This is a genomic window from Ruegeria sp. O6, assembly GCF_056535045.1.
This window is the reverse complement of the sequence record NZ_JBQERM010000001.1, coordinates 441,093-458,911: the sequence shown is the minus strand read 5'-3', so window position 1 is coordinate 458,911 and position 17,819 is coordinate 441,093. Positions and strand designations below refer to the sequence as shown.

15 protein-coding genes are annotated in these 17,819 nt (G+C 56.8%); 9 read left to right on the top strand and 6 right to left on the bottom strand.

Features of this window, described 5'->3' with window-relative positions; translation table 11 throughout:
* Positions 1-4: 4 nt before the first annotated feature.
* From grxD to ACR0DY_RS02265, 6 genes are all read right to left on the bottom strand, one after another.
* Positions 5-367 (bottom strand): Grx4 family monothiol glutaredoxin, encoded by a 363-nt coding sequence (grxD, locus tag ACR0DY_RS02290; protein ID WP_480481103.1) that lies wholly within the window; start codon positions 365-367, stop codon positions 5-7.
* Positions 354-644, bottom strand: a complete 291-nt coding sequence (locus ACR0DY_RS02285) for a hypothetical protein (protein ID WP_480481101.1) — start codon at positions 642-644, stop codon at positions 354-356. Before ACR0DY_RS02285 ends, grxD begins: the two co-directional genes overlap by 14 nt.
* A 250-nt stretch (positions 645-894) precedes the next feature.
* A complete protein-coding gene (locus ACR0DY_RS02280; protein WP_267363417.1) occupies positions 895-1,131 on the bottom strand; it encodes a BolA/IbaG family iron-sulfur metabolism protein in 237 nt (78 codons plus the stop codon).
* 135 nt (positions 1,132-1,266) lie between these two features.
* Positions 1,267-3,426: a phosphoribosylformylglycinamidine synthase subunit PurL gene (purL, locus tag ACR0DY_RS02275; RefSeq protein ID WP_480481099.1), complete on the bottom strand. Its 2,160-nt coding sequence runs from the start codon at positions 3,424-3,426 to the stop codon at positions 1,267-1,269.
* Positions 3,427-3,606: 180 nt separating this feature from the next.
* On the bottom strand, positions 3,607-5,853 hold the full coding sequence (locus ACR0DY_RS02270) for a mechanosensitive ion channel family protein (RefSeq protein WP_480897757.1): 2,247 nt from the start codon (positions 5,851-5,853) through the stop codon (positions 3,607-3,609).
* Positions 5,854-6,122: 269 nt separating this feature from the next.
* A complete protein-coding gene (locus tag ACR0DY_RS02265) occupies positions 6,123-7,031 on the bottom strand; it encodes a LysR family transcriptional regulator (protein WP_480481095.1) in 909 nt (302 codons plus the stop codon).
* Between the two features lie 169 nt (positions 7,032-7,200).
* On the opposite strand from ACR0DY_RS02265, the gene ACR0DY_RS02260 reads away from it, so the two are divergent.
* The 9 genes from ACR0DY_RS02260 (at position 7,201) to ACR0DY_RS02220 (ending at position 17,763) form a co-directional block, all read left to right on the top strand.
* Entirely contained in the window at positions 7,201-10,620 is a 3,420-nt protein-coding gene (locus tag ACR0DY_RS02260; protein ID WP_480897755.1) for an indolepyruvate ferredoxin oxidoreductase family protein, read from the top strand.
* 78 nt (positions 10,621-10,698) lie between these two features.
* Entirely contained in the window at positions 10,699-11,577 is an 879-nt protein-coding gene (locus ACR0DY_RS02255; RefSeq protein WP_480481091.1) for a lysophospholipid acyltransferase family protein, read from the top strand.
* A gap of 8 nt (positions 11,578-11,585) precedes the next feature.
* A complete protein-coding gene (gene murI / locus ACR0DY_RS02250) occupies positions 11,586-12,395 on the top strand; it encodes a glutamate racemase (RefSeq protein ID WP_480897753.1) in 810 nt (269 codons plus the stop codon).
* Positions 12,396-12,489: 94 nt separating this feature from the next.
* Complete coding sequence (gene argC, locus ACR0DY_RS02245) at positions 12,490-13,518, top strand: N-acetyl-gamma-glutamyl-phosphate reductase (protein ID WP_480545609.1); 1,029 nt, start codon at positions 12,490-12,492, stop codon at positions 13,516-13,518.
* Between the two features lie 7 nt (positions 13,519-13,525).
* Positions 13,526-13,972 (top strand): cytochrome c maturation protein CcmE, encoded by a 447-nt coding sequence (gene ccmE / locus ACR0DY_RS02240; RefSeq protein WP_209504023.1) that lies wholly within the window; start codon positions 13,526-13,528, stop codon positions 13,970-13,972.
* Positions 13,973-14,090: 118 nt separating this feature from the next.
* Positions 14,091-14,702 carry a holin-associated N-acetylmuramidase gene (locus ACR0DY_RS02235; protein WP_480472597.1) on the top strand — a complete coding sequence of 204 codons (612 nt, stop codon included), beginning with the start codon at positions 14,091-14,093 and terminating at the stop codon, positions 14,700-14,702.
* Positions 14,693-15,271: a holin family protein gene (locus ACR0DY_RS02230; RefSeq protein WP_480537800.1), complete on the top strand. Its 579-nt coding sequence runs from the start codon at positions 14,693-14,695 to the stop codon at positions 15,269-15,271. Before ACR0DY_RS02235 ends, ACR0DY_RS02230 begins: the two co-directional genes overlap by 10 nt.
* 75 nt (positions 15,272-15,346) lie before the next feature.
* Positions 15,347-17,311: a heme lyase CcmF/NrfE family subunit gene (locus ACR0DY_RS02225; protein ID WP_480897751.1), complete on the top strand. Its 1,965-nt coding sequence runs from the start codon at positions 15,347-15,349 to the stop codon at positions 17,309-17,311.
* The gene (locus ACR0DY_RS02220) at positions 17,308-17,763 is read left to right on the top strand and encodes a cytochrome c-type biogenesis protein (protein WP_480481083.1); all 456 of its coding nucleotides are present in this window, start codon (positions 17,308-17,310) and stop codon (positions 17,761-17,763) included. Before ACR0DY_RS02225 ends, ACR0DY_RS02220 begins: the two co-directional genes overlap by 4 nt.
* Positions 17,764-17,819: the final 56 nt, after the last annotated feature.

Sequence of the window (17,819 nt, the reverse complement as noted above, 5' to 3'; positions counted from 1 at the left end):
TGGATTACGCGTTTGCTTCGCGAATTTTGTCGGCTGCTTCCTTGTTGTAGCCGACGTTGTTTTCGTCGAACAACGCATCCAGTTCGCCCGACAGAGTCATCTCGGTTATGATATCGCAGCCGCCAACAAACTCACCTTTGACGTAAAGCTGGGGCACAGTGGGCCAGTCGGAATAATCCTTGATCCCCTGACGCACCTCTTCATCGGCCAGAACGTTCACATCCGTGTATTCAACGCCCATGTAGTTCAACACGCCAGCCACGCGCGAGGAGAACCCGCATTGCGGCATTTCCTTAGTGCCTTTCATATACAGCACCACATCGTTGGCTTTGACGGTTTGGTCGATCTGGGTCTTAACGTCGGTCATCTTGTTTTTCCTTTTCATCCGCATCTGCGGGGATTGTTCCATCACTGGGCAAACTGGGTGCCCATCCTTCCGTTTCAAGCCGCCGGTGTTCGGCCTGCGCCATTTTCACCGGATCAAGCCCGTATCTCTCAAGGCCGCCCACTTTGCTGAGTTTACCCGGATCTGGACGCATGTCGGCGAGGTTGCGTTTTCTGTTCCGCTTCACATAGGCTTCGATCAGCGCGGCGGCAACTATCAAGGCTGCGATTGCTGATATCCAAACCTGCCATGAACTCATTTTTTGGGAACCATCGCTTTTGCGTAGGCCTGGGGGTCACGTGGGATGACCACGGTGCTTACATGGCCACCCCTGCCTGTACCTGTTGTCGACGTCACCACGCTTGAGTTTTGGCTGGGTGTCGCTCCTTTGGGACGGCGCGTATTGGGTTTTCTCGTCGATCGGCTTCGCAGAAATATTGCCAGCACATAAATTCCGAGAACCGCGACAAAAACGGCGCTCCAAATTGCATATGCCCAAAACGTTGCACTCACTCAGGCACTTTCGTCGTCAACGCCAGTGCGTGCAGCTCTCCATCCGGGCCATCCATCTTGCCCTTCAGGGCCGCATAAACCGCGCGTTGCTGCTGCACCCGGTTTTTGCCGCGAAAGCTTTCGTCCACCACCATGGCGGACATATGAACACCGTCGTTGCCGCCGACCTGAATATCCGCGTCAGGAAAAGCTTCTCGCAGCAGGTGTTCGATTTGATGGGCGCTCATCGGCATGTAGGTAACTCCTGAAGGTCTTTCCAAAGATGTAGAGCGCCTGAACCGGGCGCGCAAGTGCACATGAATGCGCCAAAACGACGAAACCTGCGCTTATTCAGGGCGCAGGTTTCGAGCGAGTTTTATTCAGCCTGATCAGGCGACGGCGTCGGCAAAACTGTTGCGGAAAATGGCCGTCAAGTCTTCCAACGAGGCCTCCGAACCGCCGATCCTGATCGTATCGCCGGTGAAACGGCCAACCGAGACCAGCGGCACACCTGCCTGACCCGCCGCGATCATCAACGCCTCGGCCTGATCAAAGTTGCACGCGACCAGATACCGCGCCTGATCTTCCCCGAACAGGAATTCCGTCGGTGCATCATCCAGGCACACGCCAACCCCGGCGGCCTCGGAAAGTTCGAAGGCCGCCAGCGCAAGGCCGCCATCACTCAGGTCTGTGCAGGCCTTGATCATTCCACGATTGGCGCGAATGAAATCACCGTTGCGTTTTTCAGCGTCCAGATTCACATGCGGCGCGTCGCCATCTTCTCGGTTGAAGACTTCGGCCAGAAGGGCTGACTGACCCAGATGGCCTTTGGTTTCACCGATCACCAAAGCCACGTGACCCTCACGCACCTCGTTGCCGATGATTTCATCGCTGTGGTTCAGCAGCCCGACAGCGCCGATTGTTGGGGTGGGCAGGATCGCCTGACCGTCGGTTTCATTATACAGCGACACGTTGCCGGACACGATCGGCATATCCAGCGCGCCGACTGCGGCGCCGATGCCCTGAATAGCGCCAACAAACTGGCCCATGATTTCGGGCTTTTCCGGGTTGCCGAAGTTCAGGTTGTCGGTGGTAGCCAACGGTTTCGCCCCAACAGCCGTCAGGTTACGGTAGGCTTCGGCCACCGCCTGTTTGCCGCCTTCAACCGGGTTGGCGCGGACGTAGCGCGGGGTCACGTCAGAGGTAAACGCCAGCACCTTGTCGGTGCCGTGCACGCGCACCATACCCGCACCCAGGCCCGGTGTCCGGTTTGTATCCGCCATCACCATCGTGTCGTATTGCTCATAAACCCACTGCTTGCCCGCGTAGTTGGGCGACGATAGCAGGGCGCGCAGGCCGTCAATCGGGTCGATCTGAGGCACTTCAGCCAGTTCTTCGGCTTCGGGCGTCGGCACCCAAGGGCGATCATATTCGGGCGCGGTCGAAGACAGTTTGGACAGGACGAGATCGGCCTTGACCTCACCGTTGTGCATGATCAGGAAGCGGTCTTCGGCAATGGTTTCGCCAACGATTGCGAAATCGAGATCCCATTTTTCGAACACGGCGCGGGCCTCGGCCTCAAGTTCGGGTTTGAGAACCATCAGCATGCGTTCCTGAGATTCGGACAGCATCATTTCATAAGCTGTCATGTTCTCTTCGCGCTGGGGGACGTTTTCCAGATCCAGACGTACGCCCAGACCGCCCTTGTCGCCCATCTCAACCGCGGAACAGGTCAGGCCCGCAGCACCCATGTCTTGAATCGAGATCACGGCACCGGTCTGCATCAGCTCAAGCGTTGCTTCCATCAGGCGTTTCTCGGTGAAGGGATCACCCACCTGAACAGTAGGGCGTTTTTCCTCGATGGTGTCGTCAAATTCGGCCGAGGCCATCGTCGCGCCGCCAACACCGTCGCGTCCGGTCTTGGCACCCAGATAAACCACAGGCATTCCCACGCCCGACGCGGCAGAGTAGAAAATCTTGTCGCTGTCGGCCAAACCGGCGGCAAAGGCGTTCACAAGGCAGTTGCCGTTGTAAGCCGGGTGAAAGCGGACCTCGCCCCCAACGCAAGGCACACCGAAACAGTTGCCATAGCCGCCAATGCCTTCGACCACGCCGTTGACCAGCTGGCGGGTTTTGTGGTGGCCGGGTTCACCGAAGGACAGCGCGTTCATCGAAGCGATCGGGCGGGCACCCATGGTGAACACGTCCCGAAGGATGCCGCCGACACCCGTTGCCGCGCCTTGATAGGGCTCGATGTAAGACGGGTGATTGTGACTTTCCATCTTGAAAACAACGGCCTGACCGTCGCCGATATCCACAACACCGGCATTCTCGCCCGGTCCGCAAATGACCTGAGGCCCTGAGGTCGGAAGAGTGCGCAACCACTTCTTCGACGACTTGTAAGAACAATGTTCGTTCCACATAGCCGAGAAAATGCCAAGCTCGGTAAAGGTCGGTTCACGCCCGATGATCTCGAGGATCATGTCATATTCCTCGGGCTTGAGCCCATGTGCGGCAATCAGATCGGGTGTGATGGCGGGCTCTTGCATCTTCTGTCCTGTGTCCAAGTGGGCCGAGATTGCGCGCCTTGTAGGGCAAGCACGCGCGTGTGGAAAGGGTCAAGTCGGCGCAGGTCGCGTCTTTCAAAGAAAAACGGAACCGGCATCACAGCCGGTTCCGAATAACCGTACAGCAGTCCTGCTGCAAATCGCCGACGTAAACCCCGAAGGTTACGCCGATCCCTGGTCTTTGTTGACCTCGGCAGCAGCTGCGGCGCCAACAGCAGTCTTCTGTTCGGGCGTCAGATGCTCGACCTCTTCCAGCCCGGGAATTGCAACGCGCACCTCGCGGCGGGCAAAGTCGATGCCGTTGGCCTTGAACTCGGCCTTGACCTTGTTGAAGATTTCCTTGCGCAAGGTGAACTGCTTGCCCGGTTTGGCCATGAATTTACCGCGAATGATCATGCCCACATCGTCGAAGTCGAACACACCCTGAGACTTGAAGGGTTGCAGGAAGCCTTCTTTGTGGGTTTCGTCCTCCATCATCTCGGCCCCGATCTTCTTGAAGATTTTCTTGACCTTGTTGGGATCGGTATCGAAGGGCACGGTGAACTTCAGCTTCATAATCACCCAGTCACGGCTGTAATTCGTCAGCTTCTGGATTTCACCATAAGGGATTGTGTGCACAGGCCCCCTGTGATGACGCAGTTGCATTGAACGGATCGAGATTTTTTCGACCGTTCCGGTGGTTCCGCCCACATCGACATATTCGCCGACGCGGAAGGCATCATCGACCAGAAAGAAAACACCACCGACGATATCCGCCACCAGTTTCTGAGCACCAAAGCCGATGGCCAGACCCAGAACACCGGCACCGGCCAGAAGCGGTGTGATGTTGATACCCAGCGCACCCAAGGCCAGCAGGCCAAAGATTACCGAAATTGTGACTTGGGCCGTAATCCGCATCAGCGGCAGAACCGTCGCCAGACGAGAGCCCCCGGCACCGCCGCCTTCACCGCTTGCTTCCTCGTCGACTGCTTCAGCTGCGGTCTGTTCCTTGGCCAGCCTGCGGTTGATCCATAGTGAAACAACCTCGTTCAGGATGTAGCCGACCGCAATGATCAGAAGGAATTCAATGACAGCGCCGCCAACTTCGGCACTGACACCGGCCGAGGCGACATTGCGCAGGTCAAGATGCCACGTGCGGGCGATCATGAAAACCACGACCAAACCCGCAATAACCCGCCCAATCCGGATATAGCTGCGCTTGGCCGCGCGATGAGCGCGTTCGGCCAGCGGGCCTTCTCCTGACATTGGCGGCTGCAAGTGGCGCACCAGCCCGCGGATCAAAGTGTCGAGGGCAGGGGCAATCAGCAACCAGAACATGGTTGTGAAATGCGCACCACCTCCAAGCAATCTGAGCGTCGACGGATCGCGTTGCGCGACCAGGAATTCGACCAGCAGCCAGATTGTCACCGAAACGCCAATGGCGAAGTAGGGATAATAATGCGCAACTTCTTCATCGAATTTTGTGCGGTCCGGGTCTGTTCCCAGCATCATCTGAGACAACCCGTCGCGCGCGGTCCAAGCGATGACGGCGATATAGACATGGATTGCCGCATTCAGCCAGAAGGCGATGCGTGTGTCGTCCCCTGTGATACCATTTAGGGCGTTGAATCGCACAACAAACAGTGTGAACCCGATCAGGATCAACAGCCCGATCAGATTGCGATGCAGATATTTTGCCCAATGGTCGTCAATACTCACCAGCCGATATTTTGGCTTCTCCGGTGCCAGAACAAAACGTGAGGCCGCAGCCCCCAGGCGTGGAATCCAGATCAGATAGAAAACAAACGGAGCGGCATAAGTGAGCTGTTCGGGTGTCAGAAGCCCGCGACCAATCGCGCGAATGACAACATAGAACACGATCAGCCCGGCAATTTCGCGGCAGAACCTGCGGAACAGGTAACTGATGGCGCCCCTGAGATCGGCCTCATCCCCAACTTCGGTCGCTTCATGCCAGCGACGGGTCAGGAAAATGAACAGTTTCTCGGCTATGAAACCCGCAATCAACACAGAAAGAATAAGCCCAAACAGGGTAAGGACGCCGGACGTTCCAAACGTGTCGCTGAAATTGCCAAACGCAGTTATCTGTGCCGTGACAATATTGGGAAGCGTGGTCAGAACATGTGTCCAGGACGAGACCATCTCGGCCCATATCTCACTGATTTCGGTCAGCGGGTCTTCCACGTTCGCCTTCTCGGCAGCCTGCTTTTCGGCGACCGCATCAAGGCGCTCTAACAGAATGGCGCGCACCTGGTCATCTGACATGCGGGCAACCAGACCATCGACCTGCTCAGGTGTTAGATCGTCCGGAATGGTCACTGAAGAAGTTGAGCCGGTATCTTGCGCATAAAGCGGAACCGCCAAAAATAGAGTGCAGACAATCGCCAACATAAGGCGGAATGGGTGGAACATGATTCTCCCTCGAACACGAAATTATCTCGTTTTTTTGGGATCATATGCCTATGCGTGTATTTTTCCCAGAGCTTTCGCTGACTTGATGCAATGCCTAGAGCAAAAAAAAGGCCGAGCAATAAGCTCGGCCGTAGTCCAACAGGGAGGTATGAAGATGATGAGCGTTTCAGCATCACCGCCTTCGAGTGCTCATTTAGGGGTCAGTTTGTAAACGTTCAAGGAAATTAACCCTGAAATGTCCTCATGCCCGCTATGCTATTTGTGCATAGCTAAAGTTTTCCCATCTTTTTCAGTTGTTTGCGCTGTGCGATGATCTCGTCCTGCACAAAGTCGCGGAACGCCCCGACACGTTTGGAGTGTCGGAGTTCTTCAGGATAAGCCAGATAGACCGGCACGTCAGCGGTTTCGACATCCGACAGAACCGGCACAAGATGCGGGAAATCCTGTGTGACGTAATCTGGCAGAACCCCAATGCCGAGATTGTGCAACACTCCCTGAAGGACGCCGAAGTAGTTGTTCACCGTCAACAGGGATGCGGGATTGTAGGTCATAAGATGGCGTACCATGGCCGCGCTGGCGCCCACCTGGGGTGCCGCGGGTGTTTGACAGATCAGCCGGTGATTTTGGATATCCTCCAGAGATTTCAGCATTCCGCCATGGGCTTCGATGTAGTTGTGCGTCGCGTAAAGCGCCATCTGAACCGTCATCAGGCGTTTTCGCACAAGATCTGCCTGGCTGGGTTCCTTCATGCGAATGGCGACATCCGCTTCTCGCATGGGAAGGTCCAGAACACGTTCTTCCAGCATCAGGTCGATGTTCAGATCAGGATATTGTTCATAAAGCTTGGGTAGGCGCGGGGCGAGCCACAGTGTGCCGAACCCAAAGGTCGTCGTGACCCGAAGAACGCCAAAGACCTCTTCTTCACTGTCGCGAATGCGTGCGGCAGCTGCGTCCAGCCGTTTTGACATGGCGGATGTGGCGTCGAACAACAATTCACCCTGTTCGGTGAGAATCAGCCCCCGGGCGTGACGGTGAAAAAGGGTGGCATCCAATGACTCTTCCAGCGCACGGATCTGTCTGCTCACGGCGGATTGAGACAAATTGAGCTTGTCCCCGGCATGTGTGAGGCTGCCCGCATCGGCCACCGCGTGAAATATTCTAAGCTTGTCCCAATCCATCGCCGCAACTTTCGTTATCTTTTCGAACGCCTATATGAAACAGGTAACAAGTTCTACAATCAAAGGCCGAAATCGTTACGGTTCAGTGCATAAAACCTATACAGGTCAGAAATTATGACCTAAAATGCGCTGAGTACATGCACACTGATCTGGCGAGGGGAGACGTCTGATGAGTCAGCCACAGATTACGTTAAACGACCGGTTCGATCTTGAGAAAAGCCCCGTTCTTCTGAACGGAACACAGGCACTTGTCCGGTTGATGCTGATGCAAAAGGCCAGAGACCGGCAGGCGGGACTGAACACTGCGGGGCTGGTGACTGGATATCGTGGCTCGCCACTTGGCGCTGTTGATCAGCAGATGATGCGGGCGCAAAGGCAGTTGTCCCAAAGCGATGTTACGTTTCAATTCGGATTGAACGAAGATCTGGCGGCAACGGCGCTGTGGGGCAGCCAACAGGCCGGCTTGCGCGGCGACGGCAAGTTCGATGGGGTTTTTGGGCTTTGGTACGGCAAGGGGCCGGGCGTAGACCGGTCCGGTGATGTCATGCGCCACGCGAATATGGCCGGAACCGCCAAGCATGGCGGTGTGCTTATGGCGATGGGTGATGACCATACCGGCGAAAGCTCGACCGTGTTGCATCAGTCCGAATGGTCACTGGTAGATATGTATATGCCTGTCGTCAGCCCGGCGGGTGTGCAGGAAATCCTCGACTACGGAATTTACGGCTTTGCGCTCAGCCGTTTTGCTGGGGTTTGGGTTGGGCTAAAGACCATGAAGGACACAATCGAGGTTACCTCGGTTGTGGATGGTCGCCCCGACCGAATGCAGGTCGTCGTACCTGATTTCGATATGCCGGAAGGCGGTTTGAATATCCGCCTTGGGGACACGCCGCACCTGCAAGAAACGCGTGTCATCGACTACAAAAGGTTTGCAGCCGAGACGTTTTCGCATGCCAACAAGCTGGACAGGCGGATATGGGGCAAACCGGGTGCAAAGATCGGGTTTGTTGCGGCGGGCAAGAACTGGCTGGACCTGACCCATGCGCTGTCGCTATTGAATATCAATGAATCCGAAGCCGAACGGCTGGGGATCACGACCTACAAGGTGGGGCAGACCTTCCCGCTGGACATGGTCGGGTTCCACGACTGGGCCGAAGGGCTGGACCTGATCGTGATTGTCGAGGAAAAGCGCAAGCTGATCGAGGTTCAAGTCAAAGAGGCTATCTTTGACGACCGTCGCGGCCGCCGGGTTTATGGGTGGTACAAGGGCGGTGCCGGTACGTTGCACCGCGACGAACTGTTTCCGACCCGTGGCGCGCTCGACCCGATCATGATTGCTGAAAAGCTGGGTGAAATCCTGATCGAAGAAGGGCGTGAAACCGATGGTATTCGGGCCGGGCTGGCCTCTTTGTCCGAGGCGCGCCGGGCCGACAACGCACAGGAAATCGCAACAAGGCTTCCGTATTTCTGCTCGGGCTGTCCGCACAACAGTTCGACCAAAGTCCCGGATGGCAGCCGTGCCTATGCAGGGATCGGTTGTCATTACATGGTTCAGTGGATGGACCGGAATACCACCGGCTTTACCCAGATGGGCGGTGAAGGCGCGAACTGGATCGGTGAGGCCCCGTTTTCGACCACCAAACACGTGTTCCAGAACCTTGGCGATGGCACCTATAACCACTCGGGCGTTCAGGCGATCCGTGCGGCGTTGTCTGCGGGCACGAACATCACCTTTAAGATCCTGTTTAACGATGCCGTCGCCATGACGGGCGGGCAGGAGAATGAAGGCGATCTGACTGCAGAACGGATCGTTGCCGAAGTCAAAGCCATGGGTGTCCGTGAGGTTGCTCTGGTCTATGACGAAAAAGAAGACGTAAACTTCAAGGCTCTGCCGTCGAGTGTTCAGACATTCGAGCGTGCGGAACTGATGCAAGTGCAGGAAAAGTTCCGCGAGATCGAGGGTGTTTCGGTCATCGTTTATGTTCAGACCTGTGCGGCCGAGAAGCGCCGCCGCCGCAAACGCGGCACGTTCCCGGACCCGGACAAGCGTGTGTTTATCAATACCGATGTTTGCGAGGGTTGCGGCGATTGCGGGGTGCAATCGAACTGTGTGTCGATCGTTCCCAAGGAAACAGAACTCGGGCGCAAGCGCGCCATCGATCAGTCAAGCTGCAACAAGGATTATTCCTGCCTGAACGGTTTTTGCCCGTCCTTCGTTACGCTTGAGGGGGCGAAGATCCGCAAAGAGGCAACAACCGAAATCGACTTGCCCGACCTGCCGATGCCGGTGCTGCCCAAGATCAGCGGTACGCATAACGTGGTGATCACGGGTGTCGGGGGAACCGGTGTTGTCACGCTGGGCGCAATTCTTGCACAGGCTGCCCAGATTGACGGCAAAGGCGCGGGCATGATGGAAATGGCGGGCCTGGCGCAGAAAGGCGGCGCGGTACACATCCATTGCCGTCTGGCCAATGCACCCGAAGACATCAGCGCCATCCGTGTCGCAACCGGCGAAGCTCATGCACTGATCGGCGGTGATCTGGTGGTATCCGCTGGAGCCAAAACATTGGGCCTGACGCGCACTGGCCGTACAGGCGCCGTTGTGAACAGCCATGAGACGGTAACAGGCGACTTTACGCGCAATACCGAGTTCCGCATTCCTGCCGACCAGCTGGAACTGGCCCTCCAGGCTCGGTTGAAAGAAGATGTCTCGCTGTTTGACGCGACCGAGTTGGCACGCGCCGTGATGGGCGACTCGATCTATTCCAACATGATGATCTTTGGCGCGGCCTGGCAGCGCGGGTTGTTGCCCGTCAGCCATCAGGCGATCTTTGATGCCATCGAATTGAACGGAACTACGATTGAACGGAACAAGCGTGCGTTTGATATCGGGCGTTGGGCGGTTCTTCATCCGGCAGAGGTACAGTCCATTCTGTCCCCGACCGTGACCGAGATTCCCAAATCGCTGGATCAGAAGATCGATTTCCGCGCAAGCCATCTGACCGACTACCAAGGTGCGCGGCTGGCCAAGCGGTATCGCAAGCTGGTCGACAGTGTTGAGGATGCGGATATCCGCGAAGCGGTGGCAAAAGGCTATCACAAGCTGTTGTCCTACAAGGATGAATACGAAGTCGCGCGCCTTCTTCTGACAAGCCGTGACAAAGCGGCTGCCGAGTTCGATGGCGATTTCAAGATGACATTCCATCTGGCCCCGCCCTTTTTGGGGGGATCGGGCAGCAACGGCAGACCGCGCAAACGTGCTTTCGGGGAGTCGGTCATTGGCCCATTGAAGCTTTTGACCCGGTTGAAGGCGCTGCGCGGTACGCCGCTGGATATATTTGGCTATTCGTCGGAACGCAGGATGGAGCGTGCGTTGATCCGTCAATATGAAAAGGACATGCGCGAAGTTCTGCCGCTTGTGTCGCAGACCACGCGCGATGCGATTGCCGCCCTGGCCCGTTTGCCGCTGGATATCCGTGGATTTGGCCCGGTATTGCGCGAGAACGAGGCCAAAGCAGCCAAGCGGCGCGAGGAGTTGCTGGCCGTCATTCGCGGCGGGGGGGCAGGGTTGCAGACTGCAGCGGAATAAAACGTCACAAGCGTGTCACGATAGCTAGGCAAAATTGTTACTTGCACCTATTTTGCAGGCAACAAACCGGAGACCCATATGCCTTCTCGTCGTCATGCCGTTCGCGACATTTCCTACGCGCATTCCGCCGATACTAAAGGCGGGCGGATGGTTATCAAGCTGATGGAGAACACCACAGGCCGTATGCGCCTGATCAAACGTGCGGACGGGTACGAGAAAGACGTTGCCAATGGGCGCGACTTTTGGGCCGTGATGGTTGAACGTTATGGGCTGACACTGGACGTGGCAGGGGGATCGCTTTCGAATGTTCCGAAAGACGGTCCTCTGATCCTGATTGCCAATCATCCCTACGGAATTCTGGATGGCCTGATGATGGGACATATCCTGTCCGAGACACGGGGTGATTTCCGCATTCTGGCCCATCGGGTGTTTCGCAAGGCCGAAGACCTGAATCGCATCATTCTGCCAATTTCGTTTGATGAAACGAAAGAGGCGATGCAGCTGAACCTTGAGACCCGCAAAACCGCGCTCAGCTATCTGGGCGAAGGCGGGGCGATCGGCATTTTTCCCGGCGGGACGGTCAGCACCGGGGTTAAGCCGTTTTCCCACCCCATGGATCCGGGTTGGCGCGGGTTTACCGCGCGGATGGTGGCCAAATCGAATGCCACAGTTGTCCCGGTTTTCTTTGATGGCCACACGTCTCGTCTGTTTCAGATCGCCAGCCATCTGCACAGTACTTTGCGGATGGGCCTGCTGATCAAAGAGTTCAAGAAACGCGTTGATACACCGGTGAAAGTCGTGATCGGAGAGCCGATACGCCGTGACATTCTGGACCCGCTCAGCAAGGATACGCGCAAGATGATGGATTTCCTGCGCAAAGCCACGTATGAGCTGTCTCCAACGCCGTTGAAGTCTTATGACTACGGCTATGAGTTTGAGGAACGGCATCGCGCCTGAAGGATCTAATGGCAGTAGGTATCTTCGATTCCGGTTTGGGCGGTCTGACCGTCCTGAGTGCCGCGCAGCAACGTCTGCCGGACGTTGATTTCCTGTATTTTGCAGATAGTGCACACGCGCCATACGGTGTGCGTGATGCCGAGGATATCTATCAACTGACCCGCAAGGCGGTTCAGGATCTGTGGTCGCGTGGCTGCAATCTGGTGATTCTGGCCTGCAACACGGCCAGCGCCGCAGCGTTGCGGCGCATGCAGGAAGAGGGCGTGCCCAGCGGCAAACGCGTTCTTGGCGTTTTTGTCCCGTTGATCGAAGCGCTGACCGAACGGCAATGGGGCGACAATTCTCCGCCGCGCGAAGTGGCCGTCAAACATGTGGCGTTGTTTGCAACGCCTGCCACCGTGTCCAGCAGGGCTTTTCAGCGGGAATTGGCATTTCGGGCCATCGGAGTGGATGTCGAGGCACAGGCCTGTGGCGGCGTTGTGGATGCCATAGAAGACGGTGACATGATCCTGGCCGAAGCCTTGGTGCGCAGCCATGTGGATGCGCTGAAACGCAAAATGCCAGAACCTCAGGCTGCTATTCTGGGGTGCACGCATTACCCGTTGATGGCCGAAGCATTCCAGGCGGCGTTGGGTGAAGATGTGCAGGTTTACAGCCAGGGTGCGCTTGTTGCTGACAGTCTGGCGGATTACCTGCAACGTCACCCCAACATGTTGGGCGACGGCCCGAGTGGTTTTCTGACAACTGGCAAACCCAATGTAGTCAGCGACCGGGCGACGCAGTTCCTCCGACGACAAATCACATTCCAGGCTGCCTGACTTAGGTCAAGGACGCAGCCACTTTGCTTCCCTTATTTCAAGGCCGTCACATCGGCGGTCGAAACATGTGACACTCAAGTGAAAGAGGTCTGACATGACCCATAAAATCGCAATTTTGGGCGCTTCGGGCTATACCGGCGCTGAACTGGTGCGGCTGATCGCCGAGCACCCGAACATGGATATCGTCGCGCTGGCCGCCGAACGTAAGGCTGGCATGACCATGGCGCAGGTTTTCCCGCATCTGCGCCACATGGATCTGCCTGATCTGTGCAAAATCTCCGAGATCGACTTTTCGCAGGTTGACCTGTGTTTTTGCGCTTTGCCGCACAAAACCAGTCAGGAAGTGATCCGGGACTTGCCGAAAGATCTGAAAATCATTGACCTGTCTGCCGACTTCCGGCTGGCCGACCCCGACGAGTACGAAAAATGGTACGGCAATCCGCATACCGCGCTAAAACAGCAGGAAGAGGCGATCTATGGTCTGACCGAGTTCTACCGCGAAGACATCAAGGGGGCACGGCTTGTTGCGGGCACCGGGTGCAATGCGGCGACCGGGCAATATGTTCTGCGGCCGCTGATATCTGCCGGGGTCATTGATCTGGACGATATCGTTCTGGACCTGAAATGCGCCGTGTCAGGGGCAGGGCGGTCATTGAAGGAAAACCTGCTGCACGCTGAACTGAGCGAAGGCAGCAACGCCTATTCCGTCGGAGGGACGCACAGGCATCTTGGTGAATTTGATCAGGAGTTTTCGAAACTTGCCGGTCGGGCCGTGCATGTGCAGTTCACGCCCCACCTTATCCCTGCAAACAGGGGTATTCTGGCCACAACCTATGTGAAGGGCGACCCGCACAGCATCTACGAAACGCTTGCCAAAGCCTATGCGGATGAGCCGTTCATCCAGATGCTGCCGATGGGTGAGACCCCTTCGACCCACCATGTGCGGGGGTCGAATTTCTGTCACGTCGGTGTTGTGGCCGATCGGATTGAGCGGCGCGCAATTGTGATTGCGGCGCTGGATAACCTGACAAAAGGTAGCAGTGGGCAAGCCTTGCAGAACGCGAACCTGATGTTAGGTGAAGATGAAACTCTGGGCCTGATGATGGCCCCGCTTTTCCCGTGAGGATGGTATGAAAACGCTCAAGAAACGTCGGCGCGTACAAGTCATTCTGGTGGCAGTTGTTGCCTTGGTGGCGGCAACTGCGTTGATTGGTTGGGCATTGCAGGACGGGATCAACTTTTTCCGCTCGCCCAGCGAGGTGATTGCAGAGCCGCCGAAACCGACCGAAGTGTTTCGGATTGGCGGCTTGGTTGAAGAAGGCTCGATCATTCGCGGACAGGGCGAAACTATTCGTTTTGTTGTAACGGATGGTGGTGAAAGCGTTCCGGTCTCGTTCACAGGTGTCCTGCCTGATCTATTCTCGGAAAATCAGGGGATGATCGGCACAGGCAGTTACGTGAACGGAGTCTTTGAAGCGACTGAAATTCTTGCCAAACACGATGAAACCTACATGCCGAAAGAGGTCATGGACGCTCTGAAAGAGCAAGGTGTCTATAAAGGCGCGGAAGAAAGCTAATAAACCCTCTGGACCTGCTTCGGAGCGTTGCGTGCATGGTGCATGCTGCGCTCCGTTTCGTTTTGAATCGTTAATGTCTGTCGGAAACGGTGTGGCCACCTAACGTTACGAGGGTGGTATGCAAACGGTTCGGCAAATTGCCAAAGAGATTGTGGCCCGTGAAGGGGGCTTTGTTGATGACCCCGACGATCCGGGCGGAGCAACCAAGTTCGGGGTCACGATTCACACCCTGCGCAGGCTGGGTTTGGATCTGACTGGCGACGGTCGGGTTGACGAGGCGGATGTGCGCGCAGTGTCCGCTCGACAAGCGGTCGACATCTTTGTGCAGCACTATTTCGACAAGCCGCACATTGCGGAGCTTCCCGAAACCCTGCATGCTTCGGTTTTCGACATGTATGTGAATGCCGGTGCGCAGGCGGTGAAGATCCTTCAGCGGCTGCTACAGGAAATGGGGTTTAACGTCACCGCCGACGGCGTGATAGGCCCGCAAACCGTGGCGGCCTGCCAAAGCGCGGCGCAGCCAGAGCCCGATGTCCTGCGCGACGCCTACGGGATTGCGCGGCGAAACTACTATTTTCGCCTTGCTGATCAGCGGCCTGCATCCAGAAAATACGCGCGTAGCCGATCAGGCGGCAAAGGTGGCTGGATAAAACGGGCCGAAGAATTTCTTTCGCCGCGTTATCATCTTTCGGACAGCGAATTTACCAGAAGGATCGCGGCATGGGGCTGATTTCAGGTGTGCTGGCGCTTTTGTTTGGTAACGGGCGCAACGTCTTACAGGAAACCGCAGAACTCTATCGTGAAAACACCGAAGCAGGCGCAGTACGCGCCAATGAGATTCAAACTCAGGCCATGGTGCAGTTCGGTAGCGAATTTCAGGCACCTCAGAAGGGTCTTTTTGACCGTGTCATGGACGGCGTGAACAGGTTACCGCGCCCGGCGCTGGCATTGGGAACGCTTGGCTTGTTTGTTGCCGCCATGGTCGACCCAATATGGTTTGCCGCACGGATGCAGGGCATAGCCTTGGTCCCAGAGCCGCTGTGGTGGTTGCTGGGCGTGATCGTATCGTTTTACTTTGGCGCGCGTCACCAAAGTAAAATGCAGGATTTTCAGCGGGATATCCGCTCAACCATGACGCAACTGCCAACGGTCATGAGCAATATCGAGGCCTGGCGCACGATGCAGAGCGACAGCCCGGGAGTTGCTGATCCCGGTCCGGATGCTGTGCTGAACAGCGATGTCATACGTCCCGAGGAAAACCAGGCGCTGAACGATTGGCGAAAGCTTCGCGGTATCTGACCCGCGACACTTTGTGCGTGCAGAACAAGCTAAAGGTCATGGCCCCCGGTTCCGCACCGGCGTATATTCCGGGGCATGATTACAGAGCTTGGCCACTTCACCCTGATCCTCGCGTTCTTTGTCGCAATTGTGCAAAGCGTTGTTCCCCTGATCGGCGCCTCAAAACGCTGGGCCGGCTGGATGGGCTTTGCAGAGCCCGCCGCGATCGTCCAGTTCCTGCTGACAGCGTTTGCATTTGGTGCATTGATCTGGGCGTTTGTAACGTCTGACTTCTCCCTCAGGATTGTGGTCGAGAATAGCCACACAGCAAAGCCGATGCTGTACAAGATCAGCGGAACATGGGGCAACCACGAAGGATCCATGCTGCTGTGGGTGCTGATCGTCACCCTGTTTGGTGCGATGGCAGCCTTCTTTGGCGGCGGCTTGCCACCGACGCTCAAAGCACGTGTTCTGGCCGTTCAATCGGCCATTGCCGTGGCGTTTTTCGGTTTTATCCTGTTAACGTCGAACCCGTTTGACCGGCTGGCCATCGCTCCGTTTGACGGGCGCGACCTGAACCCGCTGCTGCAGGATCCCGGGTTGGCCTTCCATCCGCCGTTTCTGTACCTCGGCTATGTCGGGCTGAGCATGGCATTCAGCTTTGCGATTGCTGCCCTGATTGAAGGGCGTATCGATGCGGCCTGGGGCCGGTGGGTGCGCCCCTGGACGCTGGCGGCCTGGGTTTTCCTGACTATCGGTATCGCGCTGGGGTCCTGGTGGGCCTATTACGAACTCGGCTGGGGCGGTTTCTGGTTCTGGGACCCGGTCGAAAACGCGTCCTTCATGCCCTGGCTGTTGGCGGCGGCGCTGTTGCACTCGGCAATTGTTGTGGAAAAGCGCGAAGCATTGAAAAGTTGGACCATTCTGCTGGCAATCATCGCGTTTGGATTTTCCCTCATCGGTACGTTTATCGTACGATCAGGGCTGCTGACCTCGGTTCACGCCTTTGCCAATGATCCGGAACGCGGTGTGTTCATCCTGATCATTCTGGTCTTCTTCATCGGCGGCGCGCTTACCTTGTTTGCCGCACGCGCGCAAGCGATGGAGGCCAAGGGCGTTTTTGGCATGGTCAGCCGCGAAAGCGCGCTGATCGTGAACAATGTCCTTCTGGCGGTCAGTTGCTTCGTCGTTTTTGTTGGGACGATGTGGCCGATGGTGGCCGAGATGATGCTTGAACGCAGACTTTCGGTTGGGGCACCGTTTTTCAACGCGGCGTTTTCTCCGTTCATGGTTTTGCTGGGGCTTATCCTGCCAATCGGGGCAATGCTGCCGTGGAAACGCGGTCGGCTGGGCAAAACGGCCTGGTCCCTGCGCTATGCCTTTGGTTTGGCGCTGGCGATTGCGCTGTTGGTTTGGGCGATGCAGACCGGTCGCAGCGCGTTAGGACCCGTAGGCTTGTTCCTGGGGGCTTGGATTACATTCGGCGCCGCCATTGATTTGTGGAGCCGGACAGGCCGCAATGGCAGCTTCAAACGTCTGATCCGACTTCCGGGAGCCGATTGGGGTAAGGCAGTTGCCCATACCGGTCTTGGGGTCACGATCTTTGCGATTGCCGGTCTGACCGCGTGGGAGGCGGAAGATATCCGTGTGGCGCAACTGAACCAGCCGTTCGAAGTGGGTCAGTTTACACTGACATTGCAGGACGTGCGACGGGTTCAGGGGCCGAACTATTTTTCAACCACGGCTGATGTTCTGGTCGAAAAGGGCGGTCGCGTCATCGGAACGCTGCATCCCGAGAAACGGGATTATCCCGTTGCACGAATGCCGACGACCGAGGCCGCGATTGACTATCGTTTTCTTGGTGATCTTTACGTCGTCATCGGGGATCAGCAGGCAGATGGCGGCTGGGTCATGCGCACCTATATCAAGCCTTTGGCGAACTGGATCTGGGGTGGATGTATCCTGATGGCGCTCGGTGGTGTCCTTAGCCTGAGCGACAGGCGGTTCCGTGTCGCCGCAGGTGCGCGCAAATCCCCCGCTGGCGGAGTACCCGCAGAATGAAACGCCTTGTATTGATCCTGCTGCTGCTGGCAGCGCCGGTGTTTGCGGTACAACCTGATGAAGTTCTGGACGACCCTGTACTGGAGCAGCGCGCGCGCGACCTGAGTGTTGGGTTGCGATGCCTGGTGTGTCGCAATGAAAGCATTGACGAAAGCAACGCTGAACTGGCACGCGATCTGCGCTTGCTTTTGCGTGAACGCCTGGTTGCGGGTGACAGCGACGAAGAGGCCGTCGCGTTTATCGTTGACCGCTACGGCGAATATGTCTTGCTCAAGCCCACCACCAGCGGCTCGAATCTGCTGTTGTGGCTTGCCGGGCCGATCATGTTGCTGATCGCTGCCGCAGTCGGGTTGAACTTTCTTCGCACACGCGCCAGGGCGCAGGTTTCAGGTGAAACCGAAGCTCTAAGCGCAGAAGAACAGGAACGCCTTCGCCAAATTCTTGAAGACTGACGTTTGGTTCTGCTTTTCCCAACCAGCCCGGACAAGTAAACGTGCTTAAACACGTG

What these genes read in the sequence shown, in the direction of transcription:
- grxD (WP_480481103.1), bottom strand. Translation starts at nt 367, where the DNA reads ATGACCGACGTTAAGACCCAGATCGACCAAACCGTCAAAGCCAACGAT.
- ACR0DY_RS02285 (WP_480481101.1), bottom strand. Translation starts at nt 644, where the DNA reads ATGAGTTCATGGCAGGTTTGGATATCAGCAATCGCAGCCTTGATAGTT.
- ACR0DY_RS02280 (WP_267363417.1), bottom strand. Translation starts at nt 1,131, where the DNA reads ATGCCGATGAGCGCCCATCAAATCGAACACCTGCTGCGAGAAGCTTTT.
- purL (WP_480481099.1), bottom strand. Translation starts at nt 3,426, where the DNA reads ATGCAAGAGCCCGCCATCACACCCGATCTGATTGCCGCACATGGGCTC.
- ACR0DY_RS02270 (WP_480897757.1), bottom strand. Translation starts at nt 5,853, where the DNA reads ATGTTCCACCCATTCCGCCTTATGTTGGCGATTGTCTGCACTCTATTT.
- ACR0DY_RS02265 (WP_480481095.1), bottom strand. Translation starts at nt 7,031, where the DNA reads ATGGATTGGGACAAGCTTAGAATATTTCACGCGGTGGCCGATGCGGGC.
- ACR0DY_RS02260 (WP_480897755.1), top strand. Translation starts at nt 7,201, where the DNA reads ATGAGTCAGCCACAGATTACGTTAAACGACCGGTTCGATCTTGAGAAA.
- ACR0DY_RS02255 (WP_480481091.1), top strand. Translation starts at nt 10,699, where the DNA reads ATGCCTTCTCGTCGTCATGCCGTTCGCGACATTTCCTACGCGCATTCC.
- murI (WP_480897753.1), top strand. Translation starts at nt 11,586, where the DNA reads ATGGCAGTAGGTATCTTCGATTCCGGTTTGGGCGGTCTGACCGTCCTG.
- argC (WP_480545609.1), top strand. Translation starts at nt 12,490, where the DNA reads ATGACCCATAAAATCGCAATTTTGGGCGCTTCGGGCTATACCGGCGCT.
- ccmE (WP_209504023.1), top strand. Translation starts at nt 13,526, where the DNA reads ATGAAAACGCTCAAGAAACGTCGGCGCGTACAAGTCATTCTGGTGGCA.
- ACR0DY_RS02235 (WP_480472597.1), top strand. Translation starts at nt 14,091, where the DNA reads ATGCAAACGGTTCGGCAAATTGCCAAAGAGATTGTGGCCCGTGAAGGG.
- ACR0DY_RS02230 (WP_480537800.1), top strand. Translation starts at nt 14,693, where the DNA reads ATGGGGCTGATTTCAGGTGTGCTGGCGCTTTTGTTTGGTAACGGGCGC.
- ACR0DY_RS02225 (WP_480897751.1), top strand. Translation starts at nt 15,347, where the DNA reads ATGATTACAGAGCTTGGCCACTTCACCCTGATCCTCGCGTTCTTTGTC.
- ACR0DY_RS02220 (WP_480481083.1), top strand. Translation starts at nt 17,308, where the DNA reads ATGAAACGCCTTGTATTGATCCTGCTGCTGCTGGCAGCGCCGGTGTTT.